This is a genomic window from Alloyangia mangrovi, assembly GCF_002300555.2.
GTDB lineage: Bacteria > Pseudomonadota > Alphaproteobacteria > Rhodobacterales > Rhodobacteraceae > Salipiger > Salipiger mangrovi.
The window spans coordinates 193,878-212,845 of the sequence record NZ_NTHN02000001.1; the positions used below are offsets into that span (position 1 = coordinate 193,878).

The window sequence follows — 18,968 nt, forward strand, 5'->3', positions numbered from 1 at the left end:
AGAGCTTGCGCCCTCAGATCACGCCGCGACACGCGGCGTCGGGGGAGTGCTGCGCCACCTCGGCAAAGCTGCTGCGGATCAGCCAGCGCGTCAGGGTGCGCGCCATCAGCTCGTGGCCGGTCAGGGTGATACGGCCCGCCTCGATCTCGGCTTCGAAGGAGGAATGCCCCATCCAGGCGGAGGTGAGGGCGCGCAGTCCAGCGACGACGTAGAGATCGACGTCATGTTTCGGATCGGCGTAGCAGAGGTCAGTCTCCTCGCCCGGCTTGGCCACGAGCCAGTACTTCGCCGCCTCGTTTGGCGGGTCGTTGAGGATGAACTGGATGACGCTCTTGCGCTTAGGCAGTTCGAGCAGGTCGATCTTGCGCCGGATGTTCCACATCAGCATGCGGGCATCGAGGTCCTGGAGCGAGGCCTCGCAGTCGATGTTGCGGTGGGCCCATTCGCCGAGGCCACGGATCAGCGGCTCGAGCTCGTCGGCGAGCGGGGTGGTGAGATACTCTGCATGGGCACCCGGGCCGCTGCCGCGCCGGGAGAGGAGCCCGTTCGCCTCCATTTCCTTGAGCCGCTTTGACAGAAGCCCCGGGGACATGCCGGGCACGCCGCGCTGGATCTCGTTGAACCGGGTCGAGCCGGACCACATCTCGCAGAGCACCAGCATGGTCCAGCGCGGCTCGAGCAGGCTGGCGGCCATCGCGACCGGGCAGAATCTCGGGTAGCTGGTCTCGGCCATGGAAGCGTCTCCCGCCTGTCTGCCGCCGACACTCTGCCGCGCGCTACACAAAGTGTAGCAGGTTTACTGCATTTGCTGAACTAGTTTGCCTGGGTCCGGGATGAGAGCCTTTCTGCATCCTTTCACGGCTCAGGAGGCCGCTATGACCCGCCAGACGAATTCGCCCGCAGATCGCCACGCGAGGGACGCGCAACTGCGCGTGCTTTCGGTCTTCTCGAAACGCCCCGAGGTCGCGCAGAGCGTGAACCGCGGCACCGCCGAAGTCACCGACGGGCTCGGCTGCGTCTACGCGCAAGACGGGCACCGCCTTGCGATCGACATGCCCGCCGCGGTCGGCGGCAGTGAGACCGGTCCCACGCCCGGCTTCTTCGGGCGCGCCGCGATCTGCGGTTGCGTTGCCATCGGCATCAAGATGACTGCCCTGCGCGAGGGGCTGCAACTTGACGCGGTGCGGGTCGACATCACGCAGCGCTGGGATGACCGGGGGCTCTTCGGCATGGCCGGGGCGAACGCCGGTCCGCTCGATACCGGTCTTGCCATCGAGATCGTCAGCGCCGAGCCCGCCGAGTTGATCGAGGCCATGGTGGCCCGCGCGCTGGCCTGCGATCCGTGGTTCCTGGCGTTTCGGGAGGCACAGGTGGTGCGCTCCAAGGTCACCGTCGCCGAGGCGGCGCTGTGATGGAGGCCCGGCTTCAGACCCGCATCCAGCGCTACGGCTGGGATGCCGCGGCCGGCCACTACCATGCCGGCTGGGAGGCGCAGCTGCGCCCGGCTCACGACCGTCTGCTAGAGATGGCGGCGATCGGTGCCGGCGCGCGGGTGCTCGAGACCGCCAGCGGCAGCGGGCTGGTGACGCTGCGCCTTGCAGAGGCGGTCGGACAAGAGGGCCATGTCCTGGCCACAGACCTTTCGCAGGGCATGATCGACGCATTGCAGGCGCGGCTCGACGAGGTGCGGCTTTCGACCGTCGGAACAGCCCGCATGGCAGCAGAAAATCTCGATGTCCCGGACCGGAGTTTCGACGCCGCAGTCTGCGCGCTCGGCCTCATGTACACGCCCGATCCCGCTGCAGCCGTGGCCGAGATGGCCCGTGTAGTGGCACCGGGCGGCACCATTGCGGCAACGGTCTGGGGGGAAAGGAGAAACTGCGGCTGGGCCGAGGTCTTTCCCATCGTCGATTCCCGCGTCGCCTCGGAGGTCTGCCCGCTCTTCTTCGGCACTGGCGCGCCGGGCGCGCTGACGCGCCTCTTCGAGCAGGCCGGGTTAGAGCAGACTGCCGAGGCACGGCAGAACGAGGAACTCGCCTTCCGTTCCGAACGGGAGCTGCTGGATGCCGTTCTGCTCGGCGGGCCGGTGGCGCTCGCGGTGAAGCGGTTCAGCCCGAGCGACTGGTCCGACGTCCAGCACGAGTTCCTCGCCTCGGTGGCGCCACATCGTCAAGGCGACGGAAGCTACAGGATCCCCGGAGAGTTCGTCACTGTCACAGGCAGGCGGAAGGGCGGGCCTCTTTGCTCGAAGTCGCCTGAACAGAAAACCGCAACTCGGAGGTTACATCGGGTGGGGCGGTGCCCCTGCACCAGCTCGACTTTGTAATTGTGTCTTGGGGCGGGGTTTGGCTGGCGGCGACACGGCGATTTGAATGACCGAAGCATGTCCGCAATAGCGTCCGGGCCTCGATGCGTGCCGTGCTTTCGGTAGCGCGGTATGAGCTCAAAGGAGTTCGGTGTGGACAAAAAATGAGCAACCGATCTGCGGAATTTACCGATGTTGATTGCCAATTCAACTACGATGATTTTCGACGTTGCTTCGAGTGAACCCTTCCACTACCGTCGCGATATATTTCACGCCATCTCTTTCATAGATCCATCAAGAATTTGAATTGTTCCTCGCGTGCGCGCAGTAGAGGTAGGGGTAATTAATGAATCTTTCCATAGGTATGGTTGTTTCCGTTGTTGAGTCCAAAGGGGATGCCACACTGGAGCTTGTCGCGTTGGGGGGCGCCGAAAGAACCTTCATCAAGACCCGCGCAGTGACAGATATTGGAAAAGAGGGTGATATCCTCGCATACCATATCCCTGACGAAACCGACTTTATCTACAATCTGACCGACGGGACTTACTCCAAGCCAGCGACCAGATATCTTGACAGAGCCATGGCGCTGGCTCTCTTGGCGGCCTTCCTCACACTCGGATTGATGCTCAAGCTTTCTGCGGCCTTGGCGATCTGCTCATTGGCATGTATCCTCGTTCATTTCTTGTACGAGCGATTGAGCCATCGGAAAAAGGTCCGCCAGGCGCAATACCTCGCAGGTGAGTACCAGAGCGACATTGAGAGGTCCCAGGGAGACCGCAAGTACCTCCCTGCTGCCTGACGCCGACTGGCCCGATATGACGCTGGCCCTGGCCGGGGAAGAAAATGGCCTGCTCGCCGGAGAACGTCAGCAGGCGGGGCGGCTTTTCCGGCGATTCAGGCGGAACGGATCACGCCACCTTCCACTTGATTGAACAGCCCATGGACGGGGTCTGCTCTTGCGGGCCGGTGCCGGTCTCGGCGACCTGCTTCATCGCTTCGAAAAGGTCGCGACGGGTGCCCTCGGGTGCGGCCTCCTTGCGCGAGGCGTCGAGCCGCCCTCGATACTGCAGGCCGAGTCCGGCATCGAAGCCGAAGAAATCCGGCGTGCAGGCGGCGCCATAGGCGCGGGCAACTTCCTGGCTCTCGTCGTGCAGATAGGGGAAGGGGAAATCCCGTTCTTGCGCCATCTTCTGCATGTTCTCGAAACTGTCGGCAGGGTAGGCGGCAGCGTCATTGGCGCTGATCGCCACCACGCCGATGCCAAGCGTCTGAAGGTCGCGGGCGTCGCGCAGGATCCGGTCGAGCACCGCCAGCACGTAGGGGCAATGGTTACAGATGAACATGACCAGCGTGCCCTTCGAGCCGCGCAATTCCTCGAGGCTGTGGGTGCGGCCATCGGTGCCGGGTAGGGTGAAACCGGGCGCGGGCCATCCGAAATCGCAGACGGGCGGAGAGACGGCCATGGCAGTGGCTCCTTGGATCCAGGGCGGGTCTAGGGCGGGATCTGGTCGGGGACCCGGACGGGTCAGGCGGCATCGCGCGCCCCGCGCGCTGCGGCGCGGATCGCCCGGATATTCTGCCCGTAAGGTGCCGGATCGTCCACCGTGCCGCCCCGGAACACCGCCGAGCCCGCCACCAGCACATCGGCGCCGGCTTCGACCACCAGCGGGGCGGTCGAGGGATCGACGCCGCCGTCGATCTCGATGTGGATCTCGCGGTCGCCGATCATCTCGCGCAGCCTGCGCACCTGCGCGATCTGGCTATGGATGAATTTCTGCCCGCCGAAGCCGGGGTTGACGGTCATCAGGCAGACCAGGTCGCACATGTCGAGCAGCGGCGCAGCGGCCTCCACCGGCGTGCCGGGATTGAGCGCGAGGCCCGCCTTCGCACCGCTGGCGCGGATCGCCTGCAGTGTGCGGTGGGTGTGCGGCCCGGCCTCGAGATGGGCGGTGAGGATATCGGCGCCGGCCTCGGCAAAGGCCTCGATGTAGGGATCTACCGGCGCGATCATCAGGTGCACGTCCATCACGGTCGAGATATGCGGGCGGATCGCCTTCACCAGCGGCGGGCCGAAGGTGAGGTTGGGCACGAAGTGGCCGTCCATCATGTCGACGTGGATCCAGTCCGCACCCTGCGCCTCGACGGCGCGGATTTCCTGCCCGAAGTTGGCGAAATCGGCGGAGAGGATGGACGGGGCGATCTTTAGGCTGCGGTCGAAACTCATGGTGCGGCTCCTCGTGGTGAGGGAGAGGGGGCGCTGCCCCCGTCCGCTGGCGCGGACTCCCCCGGGATATTTTTTCCTAGAAGAAGGTCATTCGGCGGCCGGTTGCAGGCGCCGGTCAGTGCCAAGTCCGCCGTGGAAGACGCGCGAGGCGCGGAGGTCGGCCTCGGTGATGGTCGAGAGTTCCTCGGCGCCAAGCGGGCCCGTGGCTTCGTTGAAGAGGCGGTTGGCTTGGCGCAGGCGTGCGCGGTCGAGCGCATTGCGGATAGAGCGCGCATTGGCGAAATGAGGCTGGCTGCGGCGGGCTGCGATGTAGGCGGCCATCGTGGAACGGGCGCCCTCGTCGAAGGCGTAGTTCTGCGCGCCAAGCATGATTTCCGCGATGCGCAGCAGCTCGTCGTCGCTGTAGTCGGGGAACTCGATGTGATGGGCGATGCGCGAGCGGAAGCCGGGGTTGCTTTCGAAGAAGCGGTCCATGCGATCGGCGTAGCCGGCGAGGATCACCACGAGATCGTCGCGGTTGTTCTCCATCACCTGCAGCAGGATCTCAATCGCCTCCTGCCCATAGTCGCGCTCGTTCTCGGGCCGGTAGAGGTAGTAGGCCTCGTCGATGAAGAGCACGCCGCCCATCGCCTTCTTCAGCACTTCCTTGGTCTTGGGGGCGGTGTGGCCGATGTACTGCCCGACGAGATCGTCGCGGGTGACGGTGACAAGGTGGCCCTTGCGCACGTAGCCGAGGCGGTGCAGCAGGTCGGCCATCTTCAGCGCCACGGTGGTCTTGCCGGTGCCGGGGTTGCCGGTGAAGGACATGTGCAGGGTCGGCGTCTCGGTGGCGAGCCCCATCTGGCGGCGCGCCTTGTCGACCAGCAGCAGCGCGGCGGTCTCGCGGATGCGGGCCTTGACCGGGGCGAGGCCGATCATCGTGGCGTCGAGCTCGGCCAGAACCTCGCGCACGCCGCTCTCTTCGAAGGCGGCGGCAAGGTCGACGGTCGCGGGACATTCGGAGCGCTCGGGGCGCGGAAGTTCTGTCTCTGTCTGCGGGGTCTCGGTCATCTCGGCCTCCGAACTCGGGTGGACTGCGGAAGGGTGGGGCACCCTGACTGGTCTGGGCCGGGGCGCCCCCATGGCCCGCACCCGTGGAGGAACGGGCGCGGAACGGGCTCAGGCGTAGCGTCGGCCTTCGGGCTCGCGCATGGCGTAGCTCTCGATCGTGTAGCGCACGATCCGGCCCTCGCCCTCCTGCCGCACGACGCGGAAACCGGGCTCATCCGCCGGGCGCCCCGCGATGAAGCTCATGCGGATGGACTCCCAACCGGCGGTGCTGTCGAAGGCGATGACGCGGATGTATTTCCCGCCGTGCGCCTTGCGGCACTCGTTGACCTCGAAGACCACCGCCGCGGCGTCGGGATTGTCGAACATCGGGTGGCCCCACATCTCCCAGTAGGTGTTTCGGGGGTGCGGGTCGTCGGTGTATTCGACCGACACGGCCCAGCCCTTGTCGATGGCATATTGGGCCTGCGCGCGGATGTCGTCATCCGTGAGGTCAGGCAGGAAGCTGAACTGTCCTTGTCTCAGGCGCATCGGGGATCTCCTTTGGCGGTCTGGCTCTGCCGGGTCGGCAGCGTGGCGGGATGAGGGGCCGAGGGCGCATGCGCCAGCGGCAGGGGCGGCGTGGCGCCCGGGGTGAGGGGCAGGCGGCTCATGCCGAGACTTCGGGGGTCGGCGCGAAGTCGGGCGCATCGGTGGAGGCGTAGTTGAAGCTGACATCCTTCCACGTATCCAGCGCCTGCTGGAGCGGGGTGCAGGTCCGGGCAGCGTCGCGCAGGATGTCCGGCCCCTCGTTCCAGATGTCGCGCCCGGCGTTGCGGGCAAAGACCATCGCCTCGAGCGCGACGCGGTTGGCGGTGGCCCCGGCCTCGATCCCATGCGGGTGGCCGATGGTGCCGCCGCCGAACTGCAGCACCACGTCCTCGCCGAGGTAGGTCAGAAGCTGGTGCATCTGCCCGGCGTGGATGCCGCCCGAGGCGACGGGCATCATCTTGTTGAGCGAGGCCCAGTCCTGGTCGAAGAAGATGCCGTTCTCCAGCGCCATCGGGTTCCGCTCTTCGCGGAAGATGTCGTAGAAACCCTTGGTGGTGGCCGGATCGCCCTCGAGCTTGCCGACGACGGTGCCGGCGTGCAGGTGGTCGACCCCGGCAAGGCGCATCCACTTGGCAATGACGCGGAACGACACCCCGTGGCTGCGCTGGCGGGTGTAGGTCGAATGCCCGGCGCGGTGCAGGTGCAGGATCATGTCGTTGTCGCGCGCCCATTTCGCCATGGACTGGATCGCGGTGTAGCCGATCACCAGATCGATCATGATGATCACCGAGCCCAGCGACTTGGCGAACTCGGCGCGGGCGTACATCTCTTCCATCGTGCCGGCGGTGACGTTGAGATAGGTGCCCTTCACCTCGCCGGTGGCGGCCGAGGCGCGCATCACCGCCTCCATGCAGTAGAGGAAGCGGTCGCGCCAATGCATGAAGGGCTGGCTGTTGATGTTCTCGTCGTCCTTGGTGAAATCGAGCCCGCCCTTCAACGCCTCGTAGACCACGCGGCCGTAATTGCGGCCCGAAAGGCCGAGCTTGGGTTTGACGGTGGCGCCGAGCAGGGGGCGGCCATAGGCGTTGAGCCGCTCGCGCTCGACGACGATGCCGGTGGCCGGGCCCTGAAAGCTCTTCACGTAGGCGACCGGCAGGCGCATGTCCTCGAGGCGCAGGGCCTTCAGCGGCTTGAAGCCGAAGACGTTGCCGATGATCGACGCGGTGAGATTGGCGATGCTGCCCGGCTCGAAGAGGTCGAGGTCATAGGCGATATAGGCGAAGAACTCGCCCTCGGAATTGGGCACCGGATCGACGCGGTAGGCCTTGGCGCGGTACTTCTCGCAGGCGGTCAGCCTGTCGGTCCAGACCACGGTCCAGGTGGCGGTGGAGCTTTCGCCGGCGACGGCGGCGGCGGCCTCGACCGGGTCCACACCCTCCTGCGGGGTGATCCGGAAGAGCGCGATGATGTCGGTATCGGCGGGGGTATAGTCTGGCTCCCAGTAGCCCATCTGGGCGTATTTCATCACGCCGGCGGCGTAGCGCTTCTTGGCGTCGGTGACTGTGGACATGTCGTTCATCGGGGGGTCCTCCTCAGGAATGTCAGGCCGCGCGGTCGGCGGCGATGCGGGGGGGCGAGTGCGCCGCTGGCGTAGCGGCGGGCCATGTCGTCGAGGCTGATCGGGGTGATCCTGCCGGCCTGCCCGGCGGTGCCGAAGCGCTCGAAACGGTCGGTGCAGAGCGCCTCGAGTTCCTTCATCGCCGGGATCATGAACTTGCGCGGGTCGAACTCCTCGGGCTTGTCCATTGCCACCTTGCGGAACTGCCCGGTCATCGCCATGCGGCAGTCGGTGTCGATGTTCACCTTGCGCACGCCCATGCGGATGCCGCGCTCGATCTCCTCGACCGGCACGCCGTAGGTCTGCGGCATGTGCCCGCCGCTCTGGTTGATGAGATCCTGCAGGTGCTGCGGTACCGAGCTGGAGCCGTGCATCACCAGATGCGTGTCGGGCAGCTTCTCGTGGATCGCGGCGATGGTCTTCATCGACAGGATGTCGCCGTCGGGCGCGCGGGTGAACTTGTAGGCACCGTGGCTGGTGCCGCAGGCGATGGCAAGCGCGTCGCATTGCGTGGCAAGCACGAAGTCCACCGCCTGATCGGGATCGGTCAGCAGCTGGGATTGGTCGAGCTTGCCCTCGGCGCCCGACCCGTCCTCGGCCGCCGCCTCGCCGGTCTCCAGCGAGCCCAGCACGCCCAGTTCCCCCTCCACGCTGGCGCCGACGGCATGGGCGGCGCGGGTGACCCGCGCGGTGATCTCGACGTTGTAGTCATAGGAGGCCGGGGACTTCATGTCCTCCTCCAGAGAGCCGTCCATCATCACCGAAGTGAAGCCGTGACGGATCGCCGACAGGCACGTGGCGTCGTTGTTGCCGTGGTCCTGGTGCAGCACGATCGGATTGCGCGGGAACATCTCGGCCAGCGCCTCGACCATGTGGCGCAGCATGATGTCGCCGGCGTAGCTGCGCGCGCCGCGGCTGGCCTGCAGGATCACCGGCGCATCGCAGGCCTCGGCTGCGCGCAGGATCGCCAACCCCTGCTCCATGTTGTTGATGTTGAAGGCGGGCACGCCGTAGCCCTGTTCGGCGGCGTGATCCAGAAGCTGTCTGAGCGTGATAAGTGCCATGGGTTTCCTCCCTTTGGCGGTCAGGCGTCTTGCAGCGAGGCGGGGGCCTCGGCACCGATGAGCCTGCCCATCGCCACGGCGGTGTCCGCCATGCGGTTGGAGAAGCCCCATTCGTTGTCGTACCAGGACAGGATCCGCACCATCCGCCCGGTCATGACGCGGGTCTGGTCCATGTGGAACACCGAGCTGTGCGGGTCGTGGTTGAAGTCGGTCGAGACGTTGGGCTGGTCGGTGTAGCCGAGCACGCCCCGGAGCGGGCCGTCGGCGGCGGCGCGGATCGCGGCGTTGACCTCCTCGGCGGTGGTGTCGCGGGCCGCCTCGAAGACCAGATCGACGACCGACACATTGGGGGTTGGCACGCGGATCGCCACCCCGTCGAGTTTTCCGTTCAGCTCGGGCAGCACGAGGCCTACGGCCTTGGCGGCGCCGGTGCTGGTGGGGATCATCGACAGCGCTGCGGCGCGGGCGCGATAGAGGTCCTTGTGCATCGTATCCAGCGTCGGCTGGTCGCCGGTGTAGCTGTGGATCGTGGTCATGAAACCCTTCTCGATGCCGATGGCGTCATTGAGCGCCTTGGCCACGGGCGAGAGGCAATTGGTGGTGCAGGAGGCGTTCGAGACGACCACATGCTCGGAACGCAACTCGCGGTGGTTCACGCCGAAGACGACGGTCTTGTCGGCGCCCGAGGCGGGGGCGGAGACCAGCACGCGCTTCGAGCCGTTCTGCAAATGCAGTGCCGCCTTGCCTCGGTCGGTGAAGAGCCCGGTGCATTCGAGCGCCACGTCGACGCCCTCCCAGGGCAGCTCGGCGGGATTGCGCAGCGCGGTCACCTCGATCGGCCCGCGCCCGAGATCGATGGTGCTGCCGCGCACCGTCACCTCGCCGGGAAAGCGCCCGTGCACGCTGTCGAAGCGCAGCAGATGGGCGTTGGTCTCCACCGGGCCGAGATCGTTGATCGCGACCACCTCGATGTCGGTGCGGCCCGATTCCGCGATGGCGCGGAGCACATTTCTCCCGATACGGCCGAAGCCGTTTATGGCAACCCTGACTGTCATCCCTGATCCTCTTCCTGAGCTATTGCAGGTTCTTGGCGAGGCGGGCGACCGCCTCCGCGGTGATGCCGAAATGGCGGTAGAGCTCCGGTGCGGGCGCCGAGGCCCCGAACCCGGTCATGCCGATAAAGCCGTCCCCGGGGCGCAGCATCTGGCACCAGCCCTGCCGGATGGCGGCCTCGATGCCGATGCGCGGCGCCTCGCCGAGGATCTCGGCGCGGTACTCGGGCGGCTGTTGGACGAAAAGCTCGAAGCAGGGGGCCGAGACCACCGCGACGTTTAGGCCCTCCTCGACCAACAGATCGGCGGCGGTGAGTGCGAGGTCCACCTCCGAGCCGGTGGCGATGAGCGTCACGTCGCGCTTCGGTGCCTCCTTTAGAACATAGGCGCCGCGGGCGGTGAGGTTGGCCTCGACGTGGCGGGTGCGCACCGTCGGCAGGTTCTGGCGCGAGAGGCACAGGACTGAGGGCGTGCTTTCCTGCTCCATGGCAAGCGCCCAGGCCTCGGCGGTCTCCACCGCGTCGGCGGGGCGGAAGACCAGCATGTTCGGCATGGCGCGCAGGCTGGCAATGGTCTCGACCGGCTGGTGGGTGGGTCCGTCCTCGCCGAGGCCGATGCTGTCATGGGTCATCACGTAGGCGACGGGCACGCCCATGAGGGCCGAGAGGCGCATCGCAGGGCGGCAGTAGTCGGCGAAGGCAAGGAAAGTGCCGCCGTAGGGTTTCAGCCCGCCATGCAGCGCGATCCCGTTCATCGCCGCGGCCATGCCGTGTTCGCGGATGCCGTAGTGGATGTAGTTGCCCGAGTAGTCGGCGGCGGTGACCGCGCGCATCCCCTTGGTGCGGGTGTTGTTCGAGCCGGTCAGGTCCGCCGAGCCGCCGACGGTGTTGGGTAGCGTGCCGTTGACCACCTCGAGCGCCATCTCGCTGGCCTTGCGGGTCGCCACCTTGGGCGCGTCCTGCGACAGCCGGTGCTTGTAGGCGCAGAGGGCGGCGTCGAGCGTCTTGGCATCCACCGGGGCAAACGCGGCGCGGAAGGCTTCGGCCCGCGGGTCTTCCCCGAGCCTGCGGGTCCAGCCCTGCCGCGCCTCGCCACCGCGCGCGGCCACGGCGGCCCATGCGTCACGGACCTCGGGCGGGATCTCGAAGGCCGGGAGGGACCAGTCGAGCGCCTCGCGCGCGGCGGCGATTTCCTCGGCGCCCAGCGGGGCGCCATGTACGTCATGCGAGCCCCGCTTGTTGGGCGCGCCATAGCCGATGATGGTGCGGCAGGCGATCATCGAGGGGCGGTCGTCGGCGCGGGCCATCTCGATGGCGGCGGCGATGGCCTCCTTGTCGTGGCCGTCCACCGCCTGCACGTGCCAGCCCGCGGCGCGGAAGCGCGCCTTCTGGTCGGTCGAGGTGGAAATCTCGGTGCTGCCGTCGATGGTGATGCGGTTGTCGTCCCAGAAGAGGATCAGCCGCGACAGGCCGAGGTGGCCGGCGAGGTCGATGGCCTCGTGGCTGATCCCCTCCATCAGGCAGCCGTCCCCGGCGATCACATAGGTGTAATGGTCCATGAGCTGATCGCCGAAGCGGGCGTTCAGCATCCGCTCGGCCAGCGCCATGCCGACGGCGGTCGAGATGCCCTGACCAAGCGGGCCGGTGGTGGTCTCGATGCCCTTGGCGTGGCCGTATTCCGGATGGCCGGCGGTGCGCGATCCAAGCTGGCGGAAGCGCTTGATCTCTTCCATCGGCATGTCCTCGTAACCGAGCAGGTGATGGATCGCGTAGACCAGCATAGAGCCGTGCCCGGCGCTCATCACGAAGCGGTCTCGGTCGGGCCAGTGGGGATCGCGCGGGTCGAGCATGATGAAGCGGTTGAAGAGCACTGTCGCCACGTCCGCCATGCCCATCGGCGCGCCGGGATGGCCCGAGTTCGCTTGCTGCACCGCGTCCATGGTCAGCACCCGGATGGCATTTGCCATAAGGTCTTCGGTGGCGGTGACCTTGGTCTGAACGTTCATGTCGTCTCCTCCAATCAGGCGCGCTTGCTCTCGGTGACGAGCCGCTGGACCATGGGCGTGAAGATGAGTTGCATCGCCAGATCCATCTTGCCGCCGGGGATCACGATGGAATTGGCACGGCTCATCCAGCTGTTCTGGATCATCGAGGTGAGATACGGGAAATCGATCCCCCGCGGGTTGCGGAAGCGGATCACCACGAGGCTCTCGTCGGCGGTGGGGATCCAGCGCGCGATGAACGGGTCTGAGGTGTCGACCACCGGCACGCGCTGGAAGTTCACGTCGGTCTGGATGAACTGCGGGCAGATGCAGTGCACATAGGCGTGCATCCGGCGCAGGATCGTGTCGGTCACCGCCTCGGTGGTGTAGCCGCGGCTGGCCTTGTCGCGGTGGATCTTCTGGATCCATTCGAGGTTGATCACCGGCACCACGCCGATCTTGAGATCCGCCAGCGCCGCGAGGTTCACCTCGTCATTGGCCACCGCGCCGTGCAGCCCCTCGTAGAACAGCAGGTCGCTGCCCTCGTCGAAGCTCTCCCAGTCGGTGAAATTTCCCGGGGCGGTGTTCCAGCGTGCGGCTTCGCCCTCGTCGTGCACGTAGTGACGGGTGCGCCCGGTGCCGGTCTCGCCGTAGGTGCGGAATATCTCTTCGAGTTCGCCCAACTCATTGGCGTCATATGAGAAATGCGAGAAGGTCTCATCCCCGGAAGACTTCCGTGCCTCCAGTTCGGCTTTCATGTCGGCGCGGTTGTAGCGGTGGAAGGCGTCGCCCTCGATGCTCACCGACTTGATCCCCTCGCGGCGGAAAATCTGGTCGAAGGTCGTCTTGACCGTGGTCGTGCCGGCGCCCGAAGAGCCGGTGACGGAGATGATGGGGTGCTTCTTGCTCATGGGTTCGGTCGTTCCGTGAAACTCGGGGCAGGGCGTCGGACAAATGGCTCAGGCGCGGAACAGGCCGCGGTTGCCGAAAAGGGCAGAGACCTCCTGGTCGGGCAGGTCGTGGTAGGCGGCAACGTGATCCACTTTTCCCGCGGAGCCGAAGACGAAGGGCGTGCGGGCGTGCAGGCTCTCGGGGATCAGGTCGAGGATGCGCGTGGTGCCATCGGTGGCGCGGCCCTGCGCGGCCTCGATCAGCAGGGCAATCGGGGCGCATTCGTAGACCATGCGCAGCCGTCCTGCCTCGTAGCCGGGGCGGGCGTCGGACGGGTAGAGGAACAGCCCGCCGCGCATCAGGATGCGGTGCGTCTCGGCCACCAGAGAGGCGATCCAGCGCATGTTGAAATTGCAGGCGCGCGGCCCCTCGGCCCCGGCGAGGCAATCGTCGATATAGGCGCGGATCGGCTTCGACCAATGGCGGTAGTTCGAGGCGTTGATGGCGAATTCGGTGCTGGCGCCTTCGACGGTGACGGCATCGCTCAGCAGGATGAAGAGCCCGGTTTGCGGGTCGAGGATGTGGTGCTGCAGGCTGGCTCCGAAGCTCAGCATCAGCATCACCTGCGGGCCGTAGATCACGTAGCCCGCGGCCAGTTGTTCGTGCCCGGGGCGGAGGAAGCTCTCCGCCCCGGTCTCGCGGGCGGCACGGAGGGAGAAGATCGTGCCGATGGAGACGTTGGTCTCGATGTTCGAGGAGCCGTCGAGCGGATCGATGGCCAGCGCCAGCGTGCCCTCCGGATCGAGGAGAACCGGCGCGTCGCGCTCCTCGGAGGCGTACCAGCGCACGCCGGTGCCGCGGATCGCCTCGGCAAAGGCCTCGTCCGCGAGCACGTCGAGCGCCTTCTGCGCATCGCCCCCGGCATTGTCGCCGACATGGGTGGCCATCTGACCGTCGAGCGGGCCACGGGCGATCCGATGGGCCAGATCGCGGGCGACCTGGCCGATGGCCTCAAGAGCCGGACGCAGGGTCGCCGGGATCGGGGCCTCCGCGGGGAAAGCGTGGGTGTCGGTCATCAAGGCCTCCTCTTCCTCGACGGGTGACGTCCCTTGATCTTGCGGAAGGTTGCTTGTTAGAAAATTTAAAAATTCTGAGTTCGAATTAGAGAAAATCGAATGCGCCGACTTGCCTCGCTTACGCTGAAACAGCTCCGCGCCTTGGAAGCTGTTGAAAGGACAGGGTCAATTTCACGGGCTGCCGAAGAGCTCGGGCTGACAGCCCCGGCGGTGCACAGCCAGTTGAGAGCTCTGGATAAGACCTTTGGCTGCGTCCTGTTGACGCGGGAAGGCGCCGGAAAATTCGGCGCGACGCCGGAAGGGGCTGCCTTGCTGCAGGCTTGGGAGACGGCAGAGGCAGGGTTTCGACGTGCGCTGCAGCGAATCGACGCGCTGCAGAAGGGCATGGCGGGCAGCGTGGTCCTCGGCGTGGTCTCGACCGGCAAGTACTTTGCCCCGGGCATCGTCGCTCGGCTGCGCAAGGCCTGTCCCGAAATCGAGATCGTGCTCGAGGTCGGCAACCGTGACACGATCATCGCGGCGCTGCAGGACGGGGCGCTGGATCTTGCCATCATGGGCCGCCCGCCGCGCGAGCCGGCGGTCGAGGCGTTGTCGATCGGGGATCACCCGCATGTGCTGATCGCGCCGCCGGATCACCCGCTCGCCGGCGCCACCGAGATCTCCGCCGAGGATGTGCTGCAGGAGATGATCCTGATGCGCGAGCCGGGCTCGGGAACGCGCATCCTCGCGACCCGCTTTCTCGACCGGATCGGCGAGGGCAAACCCTATGCGCGGGCCGAGATGAATTCCAACGAGACGATCAAGCAGGCGGTGATCGCGGGCCTCGGGATCGCCATCATCTCCTATCACACGGTGGCAGAAGAGTTGCGCAGCGGGCGGCTGGTCACGCTTGACCTGCCCGGCCTGCCGATCATGCGCCACTGGTTCCTGCTGCACCGCGCCGACCGGCCGGTGACCGGCGCGGCGCGCACCGTATGGGACTTCATCGCCGCCGAGCGCGCGGGTTTCCTGCCGAGCTGGCCACCCCTGCGCCCCCCGGGCATGGAGGGGCGTTGAGGCCCTTCTTTTCCCGAGCGCCGACCGGGGAGGGCCCTCAGCTCCTGCCGGCCTACCGACGTGGGAGCGACATACCGGCGAGCGAGGCGCGGGGCGCCCTCTACACCTTCCACGAGCCCTTTGTCGCCGGGCCGGTTGCGGTGCCACGGGGCTACGGTGCCTCCAGACCCTTCGGCCCTACCACGCTCCGCGCGGCCTTTCGTTTTTGCGCCTTGTCGGACGTCGGCTACCCGCCCTACGGAGCTATCGTGACGACACGCCGCTATGTGCATTAGAGCGAGCGGACGTGCAGGAACGCGCCCTCGAGGCCAGTTTGGGGCGGTGGAAGATCAACCTTGCCGACCCCGCGCCGGGCAATGCGCTGATCAAGCGGCGAACCCCAAGATGACCGACGAGCAACTTGAAGGCGCCCATCGCCACCGCGTCGCGACCGGGGCGGTGACTGGCGGCTCGTCCTCGGTGACAGGCACAGGAGAGAGACCGCCCCGCCGGGCTGACCCGCACTCCGTGACACTCCCTTCAGTCCAAGCACCGACCGGTCACCCGCCGCGCCGGTGTGATCGCTGTCGCCGGGGCCGCCGCGTGACTCAAGGGGCAGCTGATGCGGCGCGGCGCGGGCACCTGCAACAGGGGGCAGGGCATTCCGCTGGCAGGCGGCGCGGTGGTCGATATGAGCGCGCAGACCGGCGGACTCGTCGAAGCCGAGCGCAGCATGCGCGTCGCCCCGGGCAGCCTCATGGCCGACATCGACCCGCGCCTTCAGGCCGGCGGGCACGAGGTGCGCATCCCCCCCTCGAGTCGCGCCGCTAAAACCATCGGTGGCGGGCACGTTGGCATCGGCTTGTGCACTTGGGGCATCCTGCACGACATCGGCAACACCTCCCGCGTCGCGGTGATCTCGGTCGAGCTGACCCCGCGTGGTCGACCTGAAACGCTCGGATGTAAACCGCGTGCATCCCGCCTGCGGCTCGAACACTGGGCTTCAGCCCATCGCCCATAATGGGGATTGTCGGGTACCCCGAATGATCTTCTGCTCAGAGCTCAGACGGGCGGCCACATGCGGCGGAACACGCCGTCGCGTTTTACCAGACCATGCAGCGCGGCGGCGCCCACGTGCACCGCAATCAACAGGATCAGCACCGTCTTGGCGCGGTCGTGCACGCCGCTTGCGGATTTGGCCAGCGCTTCGTCCTTGCCGATCATGCCGCCGAGGAGCGGGTCCCAGAGTTCCATCGGAAAGCCCCCGGCCTGCACCCGCACGGTGCCGGATATCGCCAGGGTCACCAGCAGGGCGTAGAGCAGCCAGTGGACCGCCCGCGCGATCCGCGCCTGCGGCGCAGGTACGCTCTCTGGCAGCGGCGGTGGCGGGGTGATCAGGCGCACCGCCAGCCGTAGGACCACAAGGATGAGGATGATTGGCCCGATGTTCTTGTGATAGAGAAACAGGGTGTCTTGCAGCGGGCGCGACAGACCTTCCTGCACCATGACAAGGCCCGCGGGAATCGTGGTGAGCACGAGGACCACTGTGAGCCAATGCAGCAGGCGCGCGCTCCGCGAATAGCGCAGCGGATGACCTGTTGCGACCGGGTTGACCATGCGCCGACCTCCCTGACCTGCGGTGCTCACAGCCTAGTAACATCTTTCCCTTGCGTAAAGCGTAGCGCTTGACACGGGCCTGCGGGGCGGCCCTTCATTTCTGATGAGCCTGCCAACCGATCACCCACCGCGCGCCGTGGACCTGACCGGCGCAAGATCGCCCGTCGCGTCCCTCTCGCTCCTTTCGGCAGGGTTGGCACTGGCGCTCCTCGGCCTGTCGTGGCGGCTGGCTGGCGACGTGATGCTTCTGCCGATGCTCGGCTTCGGGTTCGGGGCTGGTGTCGCGGGGCACCTCCTGCTTCGGCACTGGACGGCACCGAGTTTGGGCTGGGCCAATGCGCTGACCCTCGGGCGGCTTGCGCTCGCTGCGCTCTTCCTCCTGCCGCTCGCACGGCCCGGGCTGACCGAGGGTGCCATGGGCTGGGGCTTCTTCTGCCTCGCGCTGTTCACCCTGGCGCTCGACGGCGTGGACGGCTGGCTCGCGCGGCGGAGCGGTCTGGCGGGCCCCTGGGGCGCGCGTTTCGACATGGAGGTGGACAGCATCTTCGCGCTCTTGCTTGCGGCCGTGGCCTTGCGCAGCGGCGCGGCGGGTGCTTGGGTGCTGCTGTTGGGCAGCCTGCGCTACCTCTTCGTGGCGGCCGCCCGGGCGTGGCCCTGGCTCGCCGCGCCATTGTCGCAACGCTTCCGGCGCAAGCTGGTCTGTGTTCTGCAGATCGCGGTCTTGGCGGGCCTGCTGGCACCGGTTGCGGTGCCGCCCTGCTCCGATCTCGCCGGGCTGCTCGCGCTGGCCCTGCTGGTATGGTCCTTCGCGGTGGATGTGCTCTGGCTCGCGAGGCGGCGTTGAGCCGGGCGCTGCGCCGCGGGCTGGCGCTCTTTGCAGCGGCGCTGCTTGTCGATCTGTTGCTCATCGTGCCAAATCACCCCGGGGCACTGCACTGGTCTGCGCTGACAACGCTGCCACTGGAACTGCCGGTTCTCCTGCTGGGAGCGCTGGCGCTCGGCAATAGGGCCGGCCCACCGGCGCTGTTGGCCACCGCGGCGCTGACCCTGGTTACCCTGCTGAAGCTGGCCGACTTCGCGACGTTCACCGTTTTTGCGCGCAGCTTCGATCCGCTGGCTGACCTGCACCTGCTGCCAGCGGGCGTCCATCTGCTGCGTGGGAGCATCGGGATCGCCGGGGTGCTGCTGCTCGGCGCGCTGGCGGTGCTGGTGTTGCTCGGGGCGATGGCGCTGCTTTGCCGCGCATTTCTGGTCTGGGCGCGCTGCGGAAGCGGCCTGCAGCGCAGCACGAGGCGCGCCGCGGGCGGCGTTGCCCTGGCCTTCGCGGCGCTTTGCGCTGCCGAGATTCGCAGTCCCCTGACCGGAGGGCAGGGTTGGACGCCGGTCGGCAGCGCCTTCGCGACGCGGCTTGCCGCCGAACACATCCGCGACTTCGCGCACGCGCGCGCCGCGCTGGCCGACTTCGAAAGCGCCGCCGCCGAAGATCCATGGACCGGCCGCGACGGTCTGCTGTCCAGGCTCGAAGGTCGCTCGGTGGTGATCGTCTTTGTCGAGAGCTACGGCCGCGCCGCCTTTGACAGCCCGCTCTACGCGCCGCGCCATCTTGCGACGCTGGCCGAGGGGGAGGCGGCGCTTGCCGAGGCGGGGCTCGGCGTACGCTCGGGCTGGCTGACCTCGCCGGTGCAGGGCGGGCAAAGCTGGCTTGCCCATGCCACGCTGGCCGCGGGCGTTCGGGTCAGTGACCAGCGCCGTTACCGGGCGCTGCTGGCAAGTCGGCGGCAGACATTGTTCACGCTCGGGGGGGCGGGCGGGATACCGGACAATGGTGGTCGCCCCGGCAATCGTCATGCCCTGGCCCGAGGCGCCGGCGATGGGCTTTCAGGAGGTCCGCGCTGCCATCGACCTCGGATATGCCGGGTTGCCCTTCAACTGGGTGACCATGCCGGATCAATTCACGCTCGCTGCCTTCGACCGCGAGGCGCAGGGCACCGCGCCCTTCTTGGCGGAAATCGCGTTGATTTCCAGCCATGCGCCCTGGACACCGGTGCCGCAACTGGTGCCTTGGGAGGCGGTGGGAGATGGCAGCGTCTTCGATGCCCAAGCCACCTCGGGTCCAAGCCCCAAGGACGTCTGGTCCGACCCCGACAGGATCCGCGACCACTACGGCCGGGCGCTGGATTACGCACTGCGCACGGTGCTGTCCTGGGCGACACTGCCGCGCGCGGAGCCGCCGCTGGTCATCGTGCTCGGCGATCACCAGCCCGCCGAATTCGTCGCGCAAGCCGGCGGCAAGGACGTGCCAGTTCACCTCATCGGGCCACCCGAAACGCTGGCGCTCTTCGAGGGCTGGGGCTGGGCCGCGCGGCTGAGCCCGGATCCGGCCCAGGCCTCCTGGCCGATGCGGGACTTCCGCGACCGCTTCTTAACCGCGACAAGCGAGGCGGTGGGCGCGCCGCGGGCGGACGGGTCTTGAGAGCCCTGCGCCTTTCTGTCCCGCTGGCGCCCATTGGCTTCGTCTTGGGGCATG

Annotated in this window: 20 protein-coding genes; 7 read left to right on the forward strand and 13 right to left on the reverse strand. The window is 67.2% G+C overall.

All coding sequences use genetic code 11. The features are described 5' to 3' along the window. Positions 1 to 13: 13 nt before the first annotated feature. Positions 14 to 733 (reverse strand): winged helix-turn-helix transcriptional regulator, encoded by a 720-nt coding sequence (locus tag CLG85_RS00955; protein WP_095882059.1) that lies wholly within the window; start codon positions 731 to 733, stop codon positions 14 to 16. Positions 734 to 875: 142 nt separating this feature from the next. Here CLG85_RS00955 and CLG85_RS00960 point away from each other — a divergent pair, with 142 nt between their 5' ends. The 3 genes from CLG85_RS00960 to CLG85_RS00970 all read left to right on the forward strand — a co-directional run bounded on the left by CLG85_RS00960 (position 876) and on the right by CLG85_RS00970 (position 3,104). Continuing rightward, entirely contained in the window at positions 876 to 1,412 is a 537-nt protein-coding gene (locus tag CLG85_RS00960; protein WP_176476573.1) for an OsmC family protein, read from the forward strand. Then, positions 1,412 to 2,326 carry a class I SAM-dependent methyltransferase gene (locus CLG85_RS00965; RefSeq protein WP_095882061.1) on the forward strand — a complete coding sequence of 305 codons (915 nt, stop codon included), beginning with the start codon at positions 1,412 to 1,414 and terminating at the stop codon, positions 2,324 to 2,326. The genes CLG85_RS00960 and CLG85_RS00965 overlap by 1 nt, the downstream gene beginning before the upstream one ends. 325 nt (positions 2,327 to 2,651) lie before the next feature. Then, positions 2,652 to 3,104 carry a hypothetical protein gene (locus CLG85_RS00970; protein WP_141244532.1) on the forward strand — a complete coding sequence of 151 codons (453 nt, stop codon included), beginning with the start codon at positions 2,652 to 2,654 and terminating at the stop codon, positions 3,102 to 3,104. A gap of 109 nt (positions 3,105 to 3,213) precedes the next feature. On the opposite strand, the gene CLG85_RS00975 is transcribed toward CLG85_RS00970, so the two are convergent. From CLG85_RS00975 to CLG85_RS01025, 11 genes are all read right to left on the reverse strand, one after another. Continuing rightward, positions 3,214 to 3,768: a thioredoxin family protein gene (locus CLG85_RS00975; RefSeq protein WP_095882063.1), complete on the reverse strand. Its 555-nt coding sequence runs from the start codon at positions 3,766 to 3,768 to the stop codon at positions 3,214 to 3,216. A gap of 62 nt (positions 3,769 to 3,830) precedes the next feature. Beyond that, complete coding sequence (gene rpe, locus CLG85_RS00980; protein ID WP_095882064.1) at positions 3,831 to 4,529, reverse strand: ribulose-phosphate 3-epimerase; 699 nt, start codon at positions 4,527 to 4,529, stop codon at positions 3,831 to 3,833. 87 nt (positions 4,530 to 4,616) lie between these two features. Beyond that, on the reverse strand, positions 4,617 to 5,579 hold the full coding sequence (gene cbbX / locus CLG85_RS00985; RefSeq protein WP_095882065.1) for a CbbX protein: 963 nt from the start codon (positions 5,577 to 5,579) through the stop codon (positions 4,617 to 4,619). 108 nt (positions 5,580 to 5,687) lie between these two features. Then, on the reverse strand, positions 5,688 to 6,107 hold the full coding sequence (locus CLG85_RS00990) for a ribulose bisphosphate carboxylase small subunit (RefSeq protein WP_095882066.1): 420 nt from the start codon (positions 6,105 to 6,107) through the stop codon (positions 5,688 to 5,690). Continuing rightward, positions 6,098 to 6,229 carry a hypothetical protein gene (locus CLG85_RS00995; protein WP_260348246.1) on the reverse strand — a complete coding sequence of 44 codons (132 nt, stop codon included), beginning with the start codon at positions 6,227 to 6,229 and terminating at the stop codon, positions 6,098 to 6,100. The genes CLG85_RS00990 and CLG85_RS00995 overlap by 10 nt, the downstream gene beginning before the upstream one ends. Beyond that, positions 6,226 to 7,686: a form I ribulose bisphosphate carboxylase large subunit gene (locus CLG85_RS01000; RefSeq protein WP_095883636.1), complete on the reverse strand. Its 1,461-nt coding sequence runs from the start codon at positions 7,684 to 7,686 to the stop codon at positions 6,226 to 6,228. The genes CLG85_RS00995 and CLG85_RS01000 overlap by 4 nt, the downstream gene beginning before the upstream one ends. Next, a complete protein-coding gene (gene fba / locus CLG85_RS01005; protein WP_260348247.1) occupies positions 7,683 to 8,789 on the reverse strand; it encodes a class II fructose-bisphosphate aldolase in 1,107 nt (368 codons plus the stop codon). The genes CLG85_RS01000 and fba overlap by 4 nt, the downstream gene beginning before the upstream one ends. A gap of 20 nt (positions 8,790 to 8,809) precedes the next feature. Then, positions 8,810 to 9,844 (reverse strand): type I glyceraldehyde-3-phosphate dehydrogenase, encoded by a 1,035-nt coding sequence (gene gap / locus CLG85_RS01010; protein ID WP_095883634.1) that lies wholly within the window; start codon positions 9,842 to 9,844, stop codon positions 8,810 to 8,812. A gap of 19 nt (positions 9,845 to 9,863) precedes the next feature. Further along, positions 9,864 to 11,846 (reverse strand): transketolase, encoded by a 1,983-nt coding sequence (tkt, locus tag CLG85_RS01015; protein ID WP_260348253.1) that lies wholly within the window; start codon positions 11,844 to 11,846, stop codon positions 9,864 to 9,866. A 14-nt stretch (positions 11,847 to 11,860) separates the two neighbouring features. Next, on the reverse strand, positions 11,861 to 12,733 hold the full coding sequence (locus CLG85_RS01020) for a phosphoribulokinase (RefSeq protein ID WP_095881559.1): 873 nt from the start codon (positions 12,731 to 12,733) through the stop codon (positions 11,861 to 11,863). A gap of 48 nt (positions 12,734 to 12,781) precedes the next feature. After that, the gene (locus tag CLG85_RS01025) at positions 12,782 to 13,789 is read right to left on the reverse strand and encodes a class 1 fructose-bisphosphatase (RefSeq protein WP_095881560.1); all 1,008 of its coding nucleotides are present in this window, start codon (positions 13,787 to 13,789) and stop codon (positions 12,782 to 12,784) included. A 99-nt stretch (positions 13,790 to 13,888) separates the two neighbouring features. Between CLG85_RS01025 and cbbR the strand changes: the two genes are divergently transcribed. Beyond that, entirely contained in the window at positions 13,889 to 14,845 is a 957-nt protein-coding gene (gene cbbR, locus CLG85_RS01030) for a LysR family regulator CbbR (RefSeq protein ID WP_095881561.1), read from the forward strand. A 601-nt stretch (positions 14,846 to 15,446) separates the two neighbouring features. Continuing rightward, on the forward strand, positions 15,447 to 15,845 hold the full coding sequence (locus CLG85_RS01035) for a hypothetical protein (RefSeq protein ID WP_260348257.1): 399 nt from the start codon (positions 15,447 to 15,449) through the stop codon (positions 15,843 to 15,845). A gap of 41 nt (positions 15,846 to 15,886) precedes the next feature. Here the strand turns inward: CLG85_RS01035 and CLG85_RS01040 are convergent, their stop codons facing one another. Continuing rightward, positions 15,887 to 16,441, reverse strand: a complete 555-nt coding sequence (locus tag CLG85_RS01040) for a cytochrome b (RefSeq protein WP_095881563.1) — start codon at positions 16,439 to 16,441, stop codon at positions 15,887 to 15,889. Between the two features lie 103 nt (positions 16,442 to 16,544). Here CLG85_RS01040 and CLG85_RS01045 point away from each other — a divergent pair, with 103 nt between their 5' ends. Both CLG85_RS01045 and CLG85_RS01050 read left to right on the forward strand, forming a co-directional pair. Beyond that, positions 16,545 to 17,285 (forward strand): CDP-alcohol phosphatidyltransferase family protein, encoded by a 741-nt coding sequence (locus CLG85_RS01045; RefSeq protein WP_095881564.1) that lies wholly within the window; start codon positions 16,545 to 16,547, stop codon positions 17,283 to 17,285. A gap of 978 nt (positions 17,286 to 18,263) precedes the next feature. Further along, positions 18,264 to 18,914, forward strand: a complete 651-nt coding sequence (locus CLG85_RS01050; RefSeq protein ID WP_260348266.1) for a hypothetical protein — start codon at positions 18,264 to 18,266, stop codon at positions 18,912 to 18,914. Positions 18,915 to 18,968: the final 54 nt, after the last annotated feature.

Coding starts and splice junctions, on each gene's coding strand:
- CLG85_RS00990 (WP_095882066.1), bottom strand. CDS start 6,107: ATGCGCCTGAGACAAGGACAGTTCAGCTTCCTGCCTGACCTCACGGAT.
- CLG85_RS00970 (WP_141244532.1), top strand. CDS start 2,652: ATGAATCTTTCCATAGGTATGGTTGTTTCCGTTGTTGAGTCCAAAGGG.
- CLG85_RS00960 (WP_176476573.1), top strand. CDS start 876: ATGACCCGCCAGACGAATTCGCCCGCAGATCGCCACGCGAGGGACGCG.
- cbbR (WP_095881561.1), top strand. CDS start 13,889: ATGCGCCGACTTGCCTCGCTTACGCTGAAACAGCTCCGCGCCTTGGAA.
- tkt (WP_260348253.1), bottom strand. CDS start 11,846: ATGAACGTTCAGACCAAGGTCACCGCCACCGAAGACCTTATGGCAAAT.
- CLG85_RS00955 (WP_095882059.1), bottom strand. CDS start 733: ATGGCCGAGACCAGCTACCCGAGATTCTGCCCGGTCGCGATGGCCGCC.
- CLG85_RS01000 (WP_095883636.1), bottom strand. CDS start 7,686: ATGAACGACATGTCCACAGTCACCGACGCCAAGAAGCGCTACGCCGCC.
- fba (WP_260348247.1), bottom strand. CDS start 8,789: ATGGCACTTATCACGCTCAGACAGCTTCTGGATCACGCCGCCGAACAG.
- CLG85_RS01050 (WP_260348266.1), top strand. CDS start 18,264: ATGGTGGTCGCCCCGGCAATCGTCATGCCCTGGCCCGAGGCGCCGGCG.
- CLG85_RS00965 (WP_095882061.1), top strand. CDS start 1,412: ATGGAGGCCCGGCTTCAGACCCGCATCCAGCGCTACGGCTGGGATGCC.
- gap (WP_095883634.1), bottom strand. CDS start 9,844: ATGACAGTCAGGGTTGCCATAAACGGCTTCGGCCGTATCGGGAGAAAT.
- CLG85_RS00995 (WP_260348246.1), bottom strand. CDS start 6,229: ATGAGCCGCCTGCCCCTCACCCCGGGCGCCACGCCGCCCCTGCCGCTG.
- CLG85_RS01020 (WP_095881559.1), bottom strand. CDS start 12,733: ATGAGCAAGAAGCACCCCATCATCTCCGTCACCGGCTCTTCGGGCGCC.
- CLG85_RS00975 (WP_095882063.1), bottom strand. CDS start 3,768: ATGGCCGTCTCTCCGCCCGTCTGCGATTTCGGATGGCCCGCGCCCGGT.
- rpe (WP_095882064.1), bottom strand. CDS start 4,529: ATGAGTTTCGACCGCAGCCTAAAGATCGCCCCGTCCATCCTCTCCGCC.
- CLG85_RS01040 (WP_095881563.1), bottom strand. CDS start 16,441: ATGGTCAACCCGGTCGCAACAGGTCATCCGCTGCGCTATTCGCGGAGC.
- CLG85_RS01045 (WP_095881564.1), top strand. CDS start 16,545: ATGAGCCTGCCAACCGATCACCCACCGCGCGCCGTGGACCTGACCGGC.
- CLG85_RS01035 (WP_260348257.1), top strand. CDS start 15,447: ATGCGGCGCGGCGCGGGCACCTGCAACAGGGGGCAGGGCATTCCGCTG.
- CLG85_RS01025 (WP_095881560.1), bottom strand. CDS start 13,789: ATGACCGACACCCACGCTTTCCCCGCGGAGGCCCCGATCCCGGCGACC.
- cbbX (WP_095882065.1), bottom strand. CDS start 5,579: ATGACCGAGACCCCGCAGACAGAGACAGAACTTCCGCGCCCCGAGCGC.